Source organism: Pseudomonas sp. R2-60-08W (assembly GCF_003852335.1).
Lineage (GTDB): Bacteria > Pseudomonadota > Gammaproteobacteria > Pseudomonadales > Pseudomonadaceae > Aquipseudomonas.
The window spans coordinates 1,678,778-1,694,696 of the sequence record NZ_CP027731.1 but is presented as its reverse complement, the minus strand read 5'-3'; the positions used below and the strand labels follow the sequence as shown (position 1 = coordinate 1,694,696).

At 61.6% G+C, this 15,919-nt stretch carries 15 protein-coding genes; 7 read left to right on the top strand and 8 right to left on the bottom strand.

Annotated features, from left to right (window positions below):
- Positions 1-200 precede the first annotated feature (200 nt).
- Positions 201-1,271, bottom strand: coding sequence for an S-methyl-5-thioribose-1-phosphate isomerase (gene mtnA / locus C4J90_RS07700; RefSeq protein ID WP_124419545.1), 1,071 nt, complete (start codon positions 1,269-1,271; stop codon positions 201-203).
- A 109-nt stretch (positions 1,272-1,380) separates the two neighbouring features.
- On the opposite strand from mtnA, the gene C4J90_RS07695 reads away from it, so the two are divergent.
- The 4 genes from C4J90_RS07695 (at position 1,381) to C4J90_RS07680 (ending at position 5,042) form a co-directional block, all read left to right on the top strand.
- The gene (locus C4J90_RS07695; protein WP_124370076.1) at positions 1,381-2,712 is read left to right on the top strand and encodes a TRZ/ATZ family hydrolase; all 1,332 of its coding nucleotides are present in this window, start codon (positions 1,381-1,383) and stop codon (positions 2,710-2,712) included.
- Positions 2,713-2,741: 29 nt separating this feature from the next.
- Positions 2,742-3,440: a bifunctional 2-polyprenyl-6-hydroxyphenol methylase/3-demethylubiquinol 3-O-methyltransferase UbiG gene (gene ubiG, locus C4J90_RS07690; protein WP_124361853.1), complete on the top strand. Its 699-nt coding sequence runs from the start codon at positions 2,742-2,744 to the stop codon at positions 3,438-3,440.
- A 4-nt stretch (positions 3,441-3,444) separates the two neighbouring features.
- Positions 3,445-4,116: an N-acetylmuramic acid 6-phosphate phosphatase MupP gene (gene mupP / locus C4J90_RS07685; RefSeq protein ID WP_124419544.1), complete on the top strand. Its 672-nt coding sequence runs from the start codon at positions 3,445-3,447 to the stop codon at positions 4,114-4,116.
- Between the two features lie 185 nt (positions 4,117-4,301).
- On the top strand, positions 4,302-5,042 hold the full coding sequence (locus C4J90_RS07680) for a YciK family oxidoreductase (protein ID WP_124419543.1): 741 nt from the start codon (positions 4,302-4,304) through the stop codon (positions 5,040-5,042).
- Positions 5,043-5,174: 132 nt separating this feature from the next.
- Here C4J90_RS07680 and C4J90_RS07675 read toward each other — a convergent pair whose 3' ends face one another.
- The 6 genes from C4J90_RS07675 to C4J90_RS07650 are packed head-to-tail and all read right to left on the bottom strand — an operon-like array spanning position 5,175 to position 11,326.
- Complete coding sequence (locus C4J90_RS07675; protein ID WP_124419542.1) at positions 5,175-6,689, bottom strand: ABC transporter substrate-binding protein; 1,515 nt, start codon at positions 6,687-6,689, stop codon at positions 5,175-5,177.
- Positions 6,671-7,690 carry an ABC transporter ATP-binding protein gene (locus C4J90_RS07670; RefSeq protein ID WP_124419541.1) on the bottom strand — a complete coding sequence of 340 codons (1,020 nt, stop codon included), beginning with the start codon at positions 7,688-7,690 and terminating at the stop codon, positions 6,671-6,673. The genes C4J90_RS07675 and C4J90_RS07670 overlap by 19 nt, the downstream gene beginning before the upstream one ends.
- A complete protein-coding gene (locus tag C4J90_RS07665) occupies positions 7,687-8,643 on the bottom strand; it encodes an ABC transporter ATP-binding protein (RefSeq protein WP_124361848.1) in 957 nt (318 codons plus the stop codon). Before C4J90_RS07665 ends, C4J90_RS07670 begins: the two co-directional genes overlap by 4 nt.
- Positions 8,640-9,491, bottom strand: a complete 852-nt coding sequence (locus tag C4J90_RS07660) for an ABC transporter permease (protein WP_124419540.1) — start codon at positions 9,489-9,491, stop codon at positions 8,640-8,642. Before C4J90_RS07660 ends, C4J90_RS07665 begins: the two co-directional genes overlap by 4 nt.
- On the bottom strand, positions 9,488-10,435 hold the full coding sequence (locus tag C4J90_RS07655; protein WP_124419539.1) for an ABC transporter permease: 948 nt from the start codon (positions 10,433-10,435) through the stop codon (positions 9,488-9,490). Before C4J90_RS07655 ends, C4J90_RS07660 begins: the two co-directional genes overlap by 4 nt.
- Before the next feature lie 3 nt (positions 10,436-10,438).
- Entirely contained in the window at positions 10,439-11,326 is an 888-nt protein-coding gene (locus C4J90_RS07650; RefSeq protein WP_124419538.1) for a proline iminopeptidase-family hydrolase, read from the bottom strand.
- Positions 11,327-11,509: 183 nt separating this feature from the next.
- Between C4J90_RS07650 and C4J90_RS07645 the strand changes: the two genes are divergently transcribed.
- Both C4J90_RS07645 and C4J90_RS07640 read left to right on the top strand, forming a co-directional pair.
- Complete coding sequence (locus C4J90_RS07645) at positions 11,510-12,274, top strand: LuxR family transcriptional regulator (RefSeq protein ID WP_124361844.1); 765 nt, start codon at positions 11,510-11,512, stop codon at positions 12,272-12,274.
- Positions 12,275-12,366: 92 nt separating this feature from the next.
- The gene (locus tag C4J90_RS07640) at positions 12,367-13,299 is read left to right on the top strand and encodes a proline iminopeptidase-family hydrolase (RefSeq protein WP_124366314.1); all 933 of its coding nucleotides are present in this window, start codon (positions 12,367-12,369) and stop codon (positions 13,297-13,299) included.
- A gap of 99 nt (positions 13,300-13,398) precedes the next feature.
- Here the strand turns inward: C4J90_RS07640 and C4J90_RS07635 are convergent, their stop codons facing one another.
- Positions 13,399-14,901: a nucleobase:cation symporter-2 family protein gene (locus tag C4J90_RS07635; protein ID WP_124370069.1), complete on the bottom strand. Its 1,503-nt coding sequence runs from the start codon at positions 14,899-14,901 to the stop codon at positions 13,399-13,401.
- 157 nt (positions 14,902-15,058) lie between these two features.
- Between C4J90_RS07635 and C4J90_RS07630 the strand changes: the two genes are divergently transcribed.
- The gene (locus C4J90_RS07630) at positions 15,059-15,892 is read left to right on the top strand and encodes a nucleoside-binding protein (protein ID WP_124419537.1); all 834 of its coding nucleotides are present in this window, start codon (positions 15,059-15,061) and stop codon (positions 15,890-15,892) included.
- The last annotated feature ends 27 nt before the right edge of the window (positions 15,893-15,919 follow it).

The following is a 15,919-nucleotide window of genomic DNA, read 5'->3' as shown; positions in this document are numbered from 1 at the left end:
AATTTGATGAATGACAGGCTTGAGGAGGACGAGAGAGGCTCAGAGATGGGGTGGTGCTGTTTTTTGGGGGCGGATCCGGAAGTTTTATTGACTTTCAGGGCCAATCGGGAGCAAGCCCCCTCCCACATTTTGACTGTGTTCACAAATCAAATGTGGGAGGGGGCTTGCTCCCGATTGCTCTTCCACAAACACCACCACCCTCAATGCAGCCGCTTACGGCACATCAGCTTAGCCAGCTTCGCCGCATCCGGCCGCTCCACCACCCCTTTCTCGGTGACGATCACGTCGATCAGGTCGGCCGGGGTGACATCGAAAACCGGGTTGAAGGCCTGCACCTCCAGCCGCTGGCCATTCACCTCCAGCAACTCAGCCACATCACGCTCCTCCAGGGCCACATCATCGCCAGTGGCCATCATCAGGTCGAGGGTCGAGCTCGACGCCACCACCATAAAGCGCACGCCGTGGTGCATGGCACACACGGCCAACTGATAGGTGCCGATCTTGCCGATCACATCGCCATTGGCCGCGATGCAGTCAGCGCCAACGACCACCCAGGTCACGCCTTTGGTTTTGAGGATATGCGCCCCGGCGGAGTCGGCATTGGCCGTCACCGGGATACCCTCGCCCGCCAACTCCCACGCCGTCAGGCGCGAGCCTTGCAGCCAGGGACGGGTTTCGTTGGCATAGACCTGCTCGACCAGCCCCTCCAGGAACGCCGCACGAATCACCCCGAGGGCCGTGCCGACACCGCCCGAGGCCAATGCGCCGGCGTTGCCATGGGTGAGGATCGCCTGGGCGTTGCCCTGGTGCTTGCGAATCCTCTCCATACCCAATTGGGCCATGACCACATTGGCCTCGCGGTCGCTTTCATGGATCGCAATGGCTTCAGCTTCCAGCACCACCAATGGGTCGGCGTGCTGCTTGAGACGGTCGAGGCGGTCGCGCATGCATTTCAGCGCCCAGAACAGGTTCGATGCAGTGGGTCGGGTATCGGCCAGCAGTGCGTAGTCTTCTTCCCAGGCCGCCTGCCAGTCGCCGCCTTCGGCCATGCGCTCGCGAGCAGCCAGCACCAGCCCGTAGGCCGCGCTGATGCCGATGGCCGACGCGCCGCGTACCACCATCGAGCGGATGGCGGCGGCCACCTCGCCGACGGTCGAGCACGCCACCCAGCATTCCCGGGCCGGCAGCGCACGCTGATCGAGCAGGTGCAGCACGCCATCACGCCACTCGATGGCCTTCACCTTCTCTGCAGCCAACAGTCGGTCGCGCATCCCTTTCCCCGTACTCATGAACAAAAGCCGCCGATTATAGCGATCCGCCGGCCAGGACGCTCGGGTATACTTCGCCCTTCTTTTATAGCTGCCCAGGAAGAAGCCTGCGATGACGCCCACTGCCGCCCCGCTCGACTTATTGCTCCTGCCGACCTGGCTGGTCCCCGTCGAACCTGCTGGCGTGGTGCTCAAGGAGCATGGCCTGGGTATCCGCGACGGCTGCATCGTGTTTATCGGGCCACGGGCGGCGGCGCTCAAGCTTGAAGCCAGCGAAGTGCGCGAGCTGCCCGGCATGCTGCTCAGCCCGGGCCTGATCAACGCCCATGGGCATGCGGCGATGAGCCTGTTTCGCGGCTTGGCCGATGACCTGCCGTTGATGACCTGGCTGGAAAAACACATCTGGCCCGCCGAAGCCAAGTGGGTCGATGAAGCCTTCGTCCGCGATGGCACCAACCTGGCCATCGCCGAGCAGCTCAAGGGCGGCATCACCTGCTTCTCCGACATGTATTTCTACCCCAAGGTCGCCAGCGACTGCGTGCACAACAGCGGCATGCGCGCACAGATCGCCATCCCGATCCTGGATTTTCCGATTCCCGGCGCCAGCAGCGCCGATGAGGCAATGCGCCAGGGTATCGAGCTGTTCGGCGACCTCAAGCATCATCCCCGCATCAAGATCACGTTCGGCCCCCACGCGCCTTACACCGTCAACGATGACAACCTGGAGAAAATCCGGGTGATCGCCGAAGAGCTGGACGCGGCGATTCATATGCATGTGCACGAAACCGCCTTCGAAGTGCAGCAGGCCGTGGAACAGACCGGCGAGCGGCCATTGGCGCGCCTGGGACGCCTTGGCTTGCTGGGCCCGCGCTTCCAGGCCGTTCATATGACCCAAATCAGCGAGGATGACTTGGCTTTGCTGGTAGAAAGCAACACCAGCGTCATTCATTGCCCGGAATCGAATCTGAAACTGGCCAGCGGCTTTTGTCCGGTTGAACGCCTGTGGCAGGCTGGCGTCAATGTGGCTATAGGCACTGACGGCGCCGCCAGCAACAACGACCTCGACCTGTTGGGCGAAACCCGCACCGCCGCCATGCTGGCCAAGGCGGTCGCTGGTTCGGCGACCGCGCTGGACGCCCATCGCGCGCTGCGCATGGCGACCCTCAATGGCGCGCGGGCGATGGGCCTGGACAGCCAGATCGGCTCGCTGGAAGTCGGCAAGGCCGCAGATATCGTCGCCTTCGACCTTTCGGGGCTGGCGCAACAACCGATCTACGATCCGGTCTCACAGCTTATCTACGCTACCGGTCGCGATTGCGTGAAACACCTTTGGGTCGCCGGCAAGCAGTTGCTCGACGACCGACGATTGACCCGCATGGACGAAGCACAGTTGACCGCCACGGCCATTGCCTGGGGCCAGCGCATCAGCGGGCACAGCGAATAAACCGACTTATCAGATTCAGAGGATTCACCATGAGCAACGTCGACCACGCCGAAATCGCCAAATTCGAAGCCCTGGCCCACCGCTGGTGGGACCGTGAAAGCGAGTTCAAGCCCCTGCACGACATCAACCCGCTGCGGGTCAACTGGATTGACGAACGCGTCAACCTGGCCGGCAAGAAGGTGCTGGACGTCGGTTGCGGCGGCGGCATCCTCAGCGAGGCCATGGCCCAGCGTGGCGCTACCGTGATGGGCATCGACATGGGCGAAGCGCCGCTGGCCGTGGCCCAGCTGCACCAGCTGGAATCCGGCGTGAGCGTGGAGTACCGCCAGATCACCGCCGAAGCCCTGGCCGAGGAAATGCCCGAGCAGTTCGACGTGGTCACCTGCCTGGAAATGCTCGAGCACGTGCCCGACCCGTCTTCGGTGATCCGCGCCTGTTTCCGCATGGTCAAGCCCGGCGGCCAGGTGTTCTTCTCCACCATCAACCGCAATCCCAAGGCTTATCTGTTCGCGATCATTGGCGCCGAATACATCATGAAGCTGCTGCCGCGCGGCACCCACGACTTCAAGAAATTCATCCGCCCGTCCGAGTTGGGGGCCTGGAGCCGTCAGGCCGGCCTCAGCGTAAAAGACATCATCGGCCTGACCTACAACCCACTGACCAAGCACTACAAGCTGGCCAGCGACGTTGACGTCAACTACATGATCCAGACCCTGCGCGAGGAGTAAGCCTGTGAAGTTGCGAGCGGTTCTCTTCGACATGGACGGTACCCTGCTGGACACCGCGCCAGACTTTATCGCCATCTGCCAGGCCATGCGCGCCGAGCGTGGCCTGGCACCGGTCAACCCGCAGCACATCCGCGATGAAATTTCCGGTGGCGCACGGGCCATGGTCGCCGTGACCTTCTCGATGGACCCGGAGTCGCCAGGCTTTGAAGCACTGCGCCAGGAATTCCTCGAGCGCTACCTCAAGGACTGCGCAGTGCACAGCAAACTGTTCGACGGTATGGCCGAACTGCTGAAAGACATTGAGAAGGCCAAGCTGATCTGGGGCGTGGTCACTAACAAGCCGGTGCGCTTTGCCGAGCCGATCATGCAGCGACTGGGCCTGGCCGAACGCTCGGCCGTACTGATCTGCCCGGACCACGTGAAAAACAGCAAGCCGGACCCGGAACCGATGCTCCTGGCGTGCAAGCTGCTGAACCTGGACCCGGCCAGCGTGTTGTTCGTGGGCGATGATTTGCGTGATATCGAATCCGGCCGCGACGCTGGTACGCGTACGGCGGCAGTCACCTATGGCTACATCCACCCGGATGACAACCCGCGTCACTGGGGCGCGGATGTGGTGGTGGACCACCCGCTGGAGCTGCGCAAGGTGCTGGATAATGCGCTGTGCAGTTGCTGATGACACACCGATCCTGCTGACTGATGAAGATCCAAATGTGGGAGGGGGCTTGCCCCCGATTGCGGTGGGTCAGTTTCTGCATGTGTTGACTGACACACCGCTATCGGGGGCAAGCCCCCTCCCACAGGGGATCGGCGGCGATCTGAAGTCTGTGCTGAACCTGTTGAATTTTGTCGAGGCTATTTATGTTTGATTACGCTGCACCGCCAGAACTGCTCAAAGGCCGCATCATCCTGGTTACGGGTGCCGGCCGTGGGATCGGCGCCGCTGCGGCGAAAACCTACGCGGCCCACGGCGCCACCGTACTGCTGCTGGGCAAGACCGAAGCCAACCTGGCCCAGGTTTATGACGAGATCGAAGCGGCGGGCCAGCCGCAGCCGGTGGTGATCCCGTTCAACCTGGAGACCGCCCTGCCCCATCAATACGACGAGCTGGCGGCGATGATCGAAAGGGAAATTGGCCGCCTCGACGGCCTGCTGCACAACGCCTCGATCATCGGCCCACGCACACCGATCGAACAGTTGTCCGGCGAGAACTTCATGCGGGTGATGCACGTGAACGTCAACGCGATGTTCATGCTGACCAGCACCTTGCTGCCGCTGCTCAAACTGTCCCAGGATGCGTCGGTGGTGTTCACCTCCAGCAGCGTCGGGCGCAAGGGCCGGGCGTATTGGGGCGCCTACGGTGTGTCGAAGTTCGCAACCGAAGGCTTGATGCAAACCCTGGCCGATGAGCTGGAGGATGTCGCCGCCGTGCGCGCCAACAGCATCAACCCGGGCGGTACGCGCACCAGCATGCGGGCCCAGGCGTACCCAGGGGAAAACCCGATGGAAAGGCCGGCGCCGGAAGAGATCATGCCGGTGTACCTGTATTTGATGGGGCCGGACAGTGCGGGGATCAATGGACAGGCGTTTGATGCGCAATAAACCCTGACACAACCTAAATCAAAATGTGGGAGGGGGCTTGCTCCCGATAGCGGAGTGTCAGCCAACAGATTAATTGGCTGATCCACCGCTATCGGGAGCAAGCCCCCTCCCACATTGGTATTGCAGCGCTTGTCAGTTTTTCACCACTTCCTCAAGGGTGAAGCGCCCCAGCGGGTTCTGCAGGAAGTTGCTCACATTCTTGCGTGAGATGTTGATATACGGGCTGTAATACAGATCGATCCAGTTCACATCCTGCTTCGCCAGTTTCTGCAATTCCACATACATCTGCTCACGCTTGGCCGGGTCGGCCTCGATGCGCGCTTGTGCCACCAGCGCCTTGACCTTGTCGTTCTGGTAGCGGGTCATGTAGTTCTGGTTGGTGTCGTGGCCCAGCACGAAGGTGGTCTTCTGGTCCGGGTCGAGGATGTCGTTGGTCCAGTACATCACCGAAATATCGTACTCACCGTCCACCAGCATCTGCCAGCTCTGGGTCGGGTCGACTTTCTGCAGGTTGGCGGTGACGCCAACCTTGGCCAACTGGTCCTTGATGATCACCGCAATCTGCTCGTCAGCTTCATTGCCGGCATTGACCACGTAGTTGAGCTTCAAGTCGTTGGCGCCTGCCTGCGCCAGCAGCTTTTTGGCCGCAGTCGGGTCATACGGGCGCTGCAGGTTATTGGCGTAGTGATACAGCGAGCCTTTGGGGATGTAGGAATACGCCACGGTGCCTTGTCCGTAAGTGGCGGTCTTCACCAACGATTGTTTGTCGATGGCCATGTCCAGCGCTTCACGCACCTGCGGCTTGGCCAGCAGGCCGTGCGCGTGGTTGATCAGCAGGTGATCTTCGCGGGTGGACGGGTCGGCGTGGATCACCACGTTCGGGTCTTTCTTCAGCTCCTCGACACGGGAGAAGGGTACGAAGATCGCCGTGTCCAGTTCGTTGTTCTGCACCATGCGCATGCGTGTGTTGTCGTCGGTGACCGACACCCATTCCACGCCGTCCAGGCTGACCTTACTGGCCTGCCAGAAGTTCGGGTTCTTCTTCAGGATCACGCGGTCGCCCTTGCGCCATTCGTCCACGGTGAAGGCGCCGGAGGTCACCGGGTTTTCCGAGTAGGCGTCTTCGCCCATCGCCGTCATGGCTTTTTCCGACAGGATCGACACCGTTGGCGAGGCCAGTTGCGAGAGAAACGCCACCGCCGGGGTTTTCAGGGTGACCACCAGCGTCTTCGGATCGCTGGCCTTGGCGGTGTCGATCAGGCTGAACGGGTCACTCCACAGCGACGCCTTGTTATCGCGGATGCGCAACAGGCTGAACGCCGCATCGCTGGCGGTGATCGGCGAACCGTCGGAAAACTCCGCCTCGCGCAGTTTAAAGGTGTAGGTCAGGCCGTCCTTGGAAATCTCCCAGCTTTGTGCCAGGCCCGGTTCCATTTTGGTGCCCAGGTTATCCACGCGCACCAGGGTGTCGTAGACGTTGGCGAACACCCAGGTATCGCGGTTCTGCGCGCTTTTGATCGGGTCAAAGGTGGTGCTGTCTTCACGGCAGCCGATGGTCAAGACGCCGGCGGCCTGGGCCAGGCCGGCAGTGAGGGACCAGGCGGTCAGCGTGGCGGCGGCGAGCAATTTCAAATGGCGCGATTGCATGTCATAACTCCTTGTTCATGATGGGCAGGAAGGGTCAAAGGTTGTTCAAGCACGCAACTGTATCGATGCTCATGCAGCGAATGGGTGGGCGGCAACACCACGGAACACATGGCGCGGGCATACCGGCAACGCGGGTGAAACGCGCAACCTGTGGGCAGATTCAGTGGGCTGGGTGGTTCGCCGGGCAGCGGCTGCGCCGGTAACGGACGATGCGGGTCAATCTGTGGAATCGCTTCGATCAACGCCGCCGTATACGGGTGACGCGGTGCAGTGAACACCGCTTCCACCGGCCCCTCCTCGACGATCTTGCCCAGGTACATCACCGCCACGCGGTCGCACAGGCGCCGCACGATGGCCAGGTCATGGGCGATGAACAAGATCGCCAGGTTCATGCGCTGTTGCAATTGCAGCAGCAAGTTGATGATCTGGCCCTGGATCGACACATCCAGCGCCGCCACGCATTCGTCGGCGATGATCAAGCGCGGCTCCACCGCCAGCGCCCTTGCGATCCCCACGCGCTGGCACTGGCCGCCGCTGAGGGAGCCCGGCTTGCGCGACGCCAATTCAGGCCGTAGGCCGACCAGCTCGAGCAGCTCATCGACCCGGGCGCGGATGTTTTCCGGGGCGACCTTGCGCTGCACCCGCAACACTTCGGCGAGGGTTTCGCCGAGAGTGAGGCGCGGGTTCAGGGCGGCGTAAGGGTCCTGGAAAATCATCGCGGTTTCCTGGCGCAACCGCGCAATATCGATGGCGCTGCCCTGGGCCATGTCGACACCGTCAAACAACACCTGCCCGGCGCTGATCGGGTTCAGGTGCAAGATCGCCCGCCCCAACGTACTTTTACCGCTGCCGGACTCGCCCACCAGCCCAAGGGTTTCCCCGGCGGCCAGGTTCAGTGAAACCCCGTTCACCGCCCTCACCCACTGCTTGTTCAACCCGAACAGGCCTGTGCCGGACGCGGCAAAGCGCACCTCCAGGTCCTTGATCTGCAGCAGACTCATGGGCGTTCTCCGAGGGGATAGTGACACGCCACCCGTGCGCCTTCCGGCAACAGCGTCGTACACAGCGCGCCGACCTGCGGGCAGCGGGGGTTGAAGCGGCAGCCGTCAGGCAGTGCGTCAAGCAGTGGCGGCTGGCCAGGGATAGTGCGCAGCAATGCATGACCGCTGCTGTGGGCTGGCTGGCAATCGATCAGCCCGGCGGTGTAAGGATGCCGGGGGTGGGCGAGCAGTTCGTATTTGCTGCCGTGTTCGCACAGGCGCCCGGCGTACATCACCGCGATGGAGTCGCAGCTTTGCGCTACCACGCCGAGGTCATGGGTAATCATGATGATCGACAGGCCACGCTTGTCGCGAAGGTCGAGCAACAGCCGCAGGATTTGCGCCTGCACCGTCACATCGAGGGCGGTGGTGGGTTCGTCCGCGATCAGCACCTTCGGGTTGCACCCCAGGGCTACCGCAATCATCGCGCGCTGGCGCATGCCGCCGGAAAATTCATGGGGATAGTTGTCGACCCGCGCTTGCGGGTCGGGAATGCCGACTTGGCGCAGCACGTCGATAGCCTGCAGCCGCGCGTCTTTTTTCGAGGCGCCCTGATGCAGGCGGATGCCCTCGGCGATCTGTTCGCCGATACGCATCAACGGGTCCAGGTGACTGCTGGGGTTCTGGAAAATCATGCCCAACTGCCCGCCCCGAATGGTGCGCATGCCGGCTTCATCCAGGCGCAACAGGTCCTGGCCGGCCAACTGCACCGCGCCGCCTTGTACGCGCAGGTTGGGCGACGGCAACAGGCGCATCAGCGCGCGACAGGCCAGGGTCTTGCCCGAACCGCTTTCACCGACCAACCCCAGGATCTCGCCTTCGGCCAGGTCAAAGGACACGCGGTCGACCAGGCACAGCTCGCGCCCGGCGTTATTGGCGATCACGCTGAGGTCGCGCACCTGCAGCAGGCTCATGAACGAGCCCCCAACACCTGCGCCACACCATCGGCCAGCAGGCTGAAGCCCATGGCCAGGGTCACGATGGCCACCCCTGGAAAGGTGCAGATCCACCAAGCGGTAGTGATAAAGGCCTGGCCCTCGGCGACCATCGTCCCCCATTCGGCGGTGGGCGGTTGCACGCCCAGGCCCAGGTAGCTCACGGCCGCACCGTTGAGCAGCACCAGCACCGCGTCGGACCTGGAAAACACAATCGAGCCGAACAGCGCATTGGGCAGCAAATGCCGGAACAGGATGCGCCCATGGCCAAACCCCAGGCTCTTGGCGGCCAGGGCGAACTCGCTTTCCTTGAGCACCAGGATCTGCGAGCGGATCAACCGCGCATACGACACCCAGCCCACCAGCGCCATGGCGATGTAAAAGCTCTGCAGCCCAGGCCCGAGAATGGCCATGATCGCCAGCATCAGCACCAGGAACGGAAACGCCAGCACCACATCGATCACGCGCATGCACACACTGTCGAAGCGCCCACCGATATAGCCGGACACCGCGCCGACGAAGGTGCCGATCATGAACGGAAAGATCACCCCGACAATCGCCAGCTGCAGGTCGATGCGCGCGCCCCAGATCACCCGTGAAAGGATGTCGCGGCCGTAGTTGTCCGTGCCGAACGGGTGCGCAATGCCGGGCGCGAGCAGACTCATCTCGGTGTTCTGCGCGATGGGGTCGTAGGGGGCGATCCACGGCGCGAACAGCGCCAGGGTCAACCATGCAAACAGTATCAACAGGCCCCATGCGGCAGTCAGGCGACCGTTGCCAAAACCCAGGCGCAGGCGCCAGGGGGCGACCAATGGGCGGCTGTTCATTGCATCTTCACCCGTGGGTCGAGGGCCACCGTCACCACGTCGGCGACGAAGTTGACCACCACCGTCGCACAGGCCAGAACCATCGCCACGCCCTGCACCACTATGTAATCGCGGGTAAAAATACCGCGCACCAGCAACTGGCCGATGCCGGGAATGGCGAACAGGCTTTCGATGACCACCGTGCCGCTGATCAGCCAGCCGATATTCACTGCCAGCAGGTTAACCGCCGGCACCAGCGAATTGGGCACCACATGGCGGCGGAACACGGCGGCTTCAGAGAGCCCCCGCGCCCGTGCAGCGGTGACATGGTCGGCCTGCAGTTCCACCAGCATGCTCGCGCGCAGATTACGCACCAGCACCGCCGACAGCGCCAGCGCAATGGTCAGACACGGCAGCAGCATATGGTGGGCCTTGTCCAGCCAGGTGCGGCCATAACCGGACACCGGAAACAGGCCCCATTGCACACTCAACAACAGGATCAGCATCAGGCCCAGCCAGAACGCCGGCATGCCCAGGCCGACCGTGGTGAACACGCGAATCAGGGTGTCGGGCCAGCCGCCTTTATTGCGCGCCGCCAGTGTCGCCAGCGGCACCGCGATCAACAGTGCCAGCACCACGCTGCCGAGCACCAGCACCAGGGTCGGTTCGATGCGGGTGACGATCAGCTTGAGGGCGTCGACCTTGTACAGCAGTGATTGGCCGAGGTCGCCCTTGAGCAGGTTTTTCAGGAAGTAGAAATATTGCAGCCACAACGGCTCATCGAGGCCGTACTGGGCGCGGATTTTCAGCAATGCGTCCGGCGTGCTGCGCGAGCCCAGCAGCGCACGCGCCGGATCGCCCGGGATCGAGCGCACCAGCACAAAGGTGATCAAACTGATGCCCAACAGCACCGGCAACAACTGCAGGGGCCGGGACAACACAAAACGGTAGCGGGCCAGGTTCATCCATCAGCCTCGGTGGCGGGCGAGAAAGTCCAGCAGCACCGGGAAATACGCCTGGGGTTCTTCGTAGAACGGCATATGGCTGCTGTTGGGAAATACGTGCAATTCGGCGTGCCGGGCCGCCATTTTCATGCGCATGGCACAGGCCGGGGTGAGTTCGTCGTGCTGGCCGGTGGTGATCAGTATCGGCATGCGCAAGTCGGCCATTTCGGCAAGGCGGTTCCAGTCCTTGAGGTTGCCGACATACAGGAATTCGTTGGGCCCTTGCATGGTTTCGTAGGGCCCCATGTTCCAGTCGCCGAGGGAGCGTTTGACCGGCTCCGGCCATTCATCCAGACGGCAGACGTGGCGGTAGTTGAGCAAGGTGATAGCGGCTTGATACTGCGGGTGGTCGAGGGTGCCCATGGCTTCATGACGCTGCATCATGGCCACGGTTTCGCTGCCGAGGGCGCCGCGCAGGCGCTCAAGCTCCTGGGACAAGTGCGGAATATCGCCGACGGTGTTTTCGAGGATCAGGCTTTTCAGCGCATCGGGATAATGAATGGCGTACTCGATGCCCAGCCAACCGCCCCAGGAATGCCCGAGCAAGTGCACACGGCCCAGGTCCAGGGCCTGGCGGACGGTTTCAACTTCTTCGACATAACGGCGGATTTCCCACAAGGAAACGTCGTTCGGTCTGGCTGATGCGCCGGTGCCAAGCTGGTCGAATGCAACCACTCGCAGGTTATGTTCTTTGAGCCAGCCATGGGCGTCGCGCAAATAGTCACACGGCAGGCCCGGGCCGCCGTTGAGGCACAGCAGCACCTCATCGCCGTCGCCAAAGCTGTAGACCACGAGATTATGGCCGTCGACTTGCACGTTGTACCGCTGGTCGGGGGCTATTTCACGCCACATGCATACATTCCTTGTGTTGTATCGGCCTGGCAGGTAGTGGCCGTTTATCACGTCAACACTACCGAGGATGCCGCGCGTCCATAACCTAGCGTTTCTTATAGGTTTGGCCTGGCAGTCCTTCGCCGGGGCGTGGCATTCTACTTGCAGCAAGTCGAGATTCAAATGAATTCGGGAGCAGAACGGATGCTGGCCAAGCTAACTGCCTTCAATAGTCGTCTGATGCCGGGCAGGAGCCTGGACGAGCAGATGGACAATACGTTTATCCTCGCCCAACAGTTGGGCTTCGATGCGCTGGTGTACGACTACACGCCAGTGCCTATCGACCTCAACGGTGCGCTGATCACGCCCTCGGTGCTGCAACTGCGCAACACGCCGACCGACTGGCACGCCTTGTGGTGCAGCGAAGGGTTCTACCAGATCGACCCGGTGCAACATTTGGCCTTGAACAGTGTGTCGCCATTTGTCTGGTCTTATGAGGCCAAGGCCGAGACTGCCCTGCAAACGATCATCGACCCCTGCCATGCACCCGTTTCGTCCTACCTGCACGAACAGCAGTTGACCTGCGGCGTCAGCGTACCGATCCACCTGCCCCGCGGTGGCTTCGCCTCGTTGACCGGCCTGCGCACCGGTACGGCGAGCACGGTATTGAAGGATGCGCAGCAAACCTTGTCGGACTTCAGCGTGATTAGCCATGCGTTACAGGAGGCGGCTTACCCTTTATTCAACAAAGCGTTGCGCACCTACCCGCATATCCACCTGACCAAACGCGAGCGCGAGTGCCTGAAATGGGCCGCCGATGGCTTGACTGCGGCCGAGATCGCCTCGCAATTGAGCCGTTCGCTGGCGGTGGTCACCCTGCACCTGGCGTCGGCCATGCACAAATTGGGCGCCAAGAACCGCGTGCAGGCGGTGGTGCGAGCCACGCACTACCGGTTGCTGGACGATTGATCCTTAGGCAAAACCTAGCTGTTTTGCTAGTTACCTAAACGTTGCGTGCAGACTATCGTAGCCCTGATCCTTTTTTCAGAGCAGGGTACGAAATGGAATTCATCGAGAAAGTCCGCGAAGGCTACGCACCCTTCGGCGCCTATCAGACGTGGTATCGCATCACCGGTGAGCTGGCGACAGGCCGCACACCGCTGGTGATCATCCATGGCGGACCCGGCTGCACCCACGATTACGTCGACGCGTTCAAGGATGTCGCCGCCAGCGGCCATGCGGTGATTCACTACGACCAATTGGGCAATGGCCGCTCGACGCATTTACCTGACAAGCCTTCTTCGTTCTGGACCATCGGTTTGTTCCTCGACGAGTTGAACAACCTGCTCGACCACCTGCAAATCAGCGACAACTACGCGATCCTCGGGCAATCCTGGGGCGGCATGCTCGGCAGCGAACATGCCATTTTGCAGCCCAAGGGCCTGCGTGCCTTTATCCCGGCCAACTCACCGACGTGCATGCGCACCTGGGTCAGCGAGGCCAATCGGCTGCGCAAATTGTTGCCCGAAGGTGTGCATGAAACCCTGCTCAAGCATGAGGCCGCCGGTAACTACCAAGACCCGGAATACCAAGCGGCTTCGCGGATTTTCTACGACCAGCACGTGTGCCGCGTCAACCCATGGCCGGAAGAGGTGGCGCGCACCTTCGCCCAGGTCGATGCCGACCCGACGGTGTACCACGCCATGAGCGGCCCGACCGAGTTCCATGTGATTGGCAGCTTGAAGGACTGGAATGTGATTGGCCGACTGTCGGCCATCAAGGTGCCGACCCTGGTGATCTCCGGTCGCCATGACGAAGCCACGCCGTTGGTGGTCAAGCCGTTCCTGGATGAAATCCCGGACGTACGCTGGGCGCTGTTCGAAGACTCCAGCCACATGCCCCACGTGGAAGAACGCCAGGCGTGCATGGGGACAGTGGTGAAGTTTCTGGATGAGGTGTGCTCAATGCAGCACACGGCGCTCAAGGCTGGCTAGATTCCAAATGTGGGAGGGGGCTTGCCCCCGATAGCAGTGTGTCAGCCAATGGAGATATTGGCTGACACATCGCCATCGGGGGCAAGCCCCCTCCCACATTTAGACCTCGGTGGGCTCAGGCTTTGATGCTTTTCTCAAAGTATCCGCCACCAGCGGAATCTCCTTACCCTCGGCATCGAACAACTTCCCACCTCGGTAGTAATCCCCATCGCGCAGCGCCGCCACGTCGCGAAAGCACAAACTGCGCTCAGTCCCCGCCACGAATACCGATTGCTGGTCCGAGTTACCGGCGGTGAAATGGTTGAACGTCAGGTTCAGCAAGATCGCCATGATCGCCGACGAACTGATGCCCGAATGGAAAATGGTCGCGAACCAGCTGGGAAACTGGTCATAGAAACTGGGGGCAGCGATGGGGATCATGCCGAAACCGATACTGGTGGCCACGATGATCAGGTTCATGTTGTTGCGATAATCCACCTTGGACAGCGTGCGAATACCGCTGGCCGCCACCGTGCCGAACAGCACAATGCCGGCCCCGCCAAGCACCGATGTGGGCACGGCGGCAATCACCCGGCCCATGAACGGCAGCAGGCCCAGCACCACCAGGAACACCCCGCCGGTTGCCACCACGAACCGACTCTTCACCCCGGTGACCGCCACCAGGCCGACGTTCTGGGCGAATGCGCTTTGCGTGAAGGAGCCGAAGATCGGCGCGAACATGCTCGACAGCATGTCGGCGCGCAGGCCATTGCCGAGGCGTTTGGAGTCAACTTTAGTGTCGATGATCTCGCCCACGGCCAGGATGTCCGCCGAGGTCTCCACCAGCGTGACCATCACCACGATGCACATGGAAATAATCGCCGCCACATGAAAGGTCGGCATGCCGAAATGGAAGGGCGTGGGAAAACCGAACATGGGCCCCTGGGTGACGGCGGAGAAGTCGGCCATACCCAACAACACCGCGATCACTGTGCCGATCACCATCGCGAGCAAAATCGACAAGCGCGAGATGGCTGCGCTGCCGATTTTGCTCAACAGCAACACCAGCACCAACGTCAGTGCAGCCAAGCCGATATTCGACATGCTGCCGAAATCCGCCGCGCGGCTGTTGCCGCCCATGGCCCAGCGCGCCGCCACGGGCATCAGGGTCAGGCCGATGGTGGTAATCACGATACCGGTCACCAGCGGCGGGAAAAACTGGGTGATGCGTGAAAACACCGGAGTGATCAACAAACCAATGAACGACGCGGCCATCACCGCGCCGAGAATCGCCGGCACGCCCCCTGCCCCGTCGCTGCCGACGATCGCCACCATCGTCGCCACACCCGCGAACGACACGCCCTGCACCAGCGGCAGCTGACAACCGAAGAACGGCAGGCCAAGGGTTTGCAACAACGTGGCCAGGCCGCCGGCGAACAGTGACGCGGCGATCAACAGGCCAATATCCGCAGGTGACAACCCGGCCGCCTGGCCGACGATCAACGGTACAGCAACGATGCCGCCGTACATGGTGAGTACATGCTGCAGGCCGTAAGCCATGTTGGCGGCGACGCCTAGATTTTCATCTTCGGGCCGCTGCGGTGACGCCTTCGGGATAGTCATGGTGAGGGGTCTCTGTTTTTGTTGTGCGCTCACTGTATGCAATGTTCAGACTGTATGTCCATAGAGTTGTATACAATCGTTCAGACAAGATACCCTGCCGCGGCGTTACAAAAACAATCCGGCCGTCATGAGCCAGAACGCCAAAGGAGCCAACAGAATGAAAAAGGCATTGCAGGGCGCAACCGTCGCATTGACCCTCCTCGGCGGCGGCGAGGCTGTCGCAGTGGAGTGGATGAACAACAGCCTGGGGTTTCGCTACGGTCAGCACTTCACCAACCCGAACAACCCCGACGACTTCAGCAAGCGCATCTACAGCTTCACCCACGCCAGCGGCTACCAGTACGGCAGCAATTTTCTGAATCTCGATGTGTTCCTGTCTGACAGCAACGACCCGCGCAAGGGCACCGACCACGGTGGCAGCGAGGTGTACGCGGTGTACCGGCACCAACTGTATGCCTCACGGGTATTCGACACGCCGCTGGGCACCGGGCTGATCAAGGACTACGCGCTGACGCTGGGTTTTGATGCCAACCGCAACAACAACGTCGCTTCCGCCAAAAAACGCGCCCTGGTCGTCGGCCCCACCTTGAAATTCAATACCGTCGGTGTGCTGGACCTGGGCCTGATGTACTACAAGGAAAAGAACCACACAGGCATTCCCGGCGCGCGGGAATCGAACCACACCTTTGACGACACTTACATGCTCAACCTGACATGGATGCGCCCGTTCGAGATCGCCAACCACGCGGCGAAATTCCAGGGCTTCATCAATTACGTGGGGGAGAAAGGCGAGGATTATCATGGCCGCGATACAGCGCCGGAAGCCCTGATGCGCACCGCGCTGATGGTGGCGGTGCGGCCGGGCAAGAGCGTCAAACCGAACCTGTACCTGGGCGTGGGCTACGAGTACTGGCATAACAAGTTCGGCGTGGACGGTGGCCGGGGGAGCCGCACATCAACGCCGACGGTGAATCTGGAAGTGACGTTCTAACTGAAGAAACACAATACAAATGTGGGA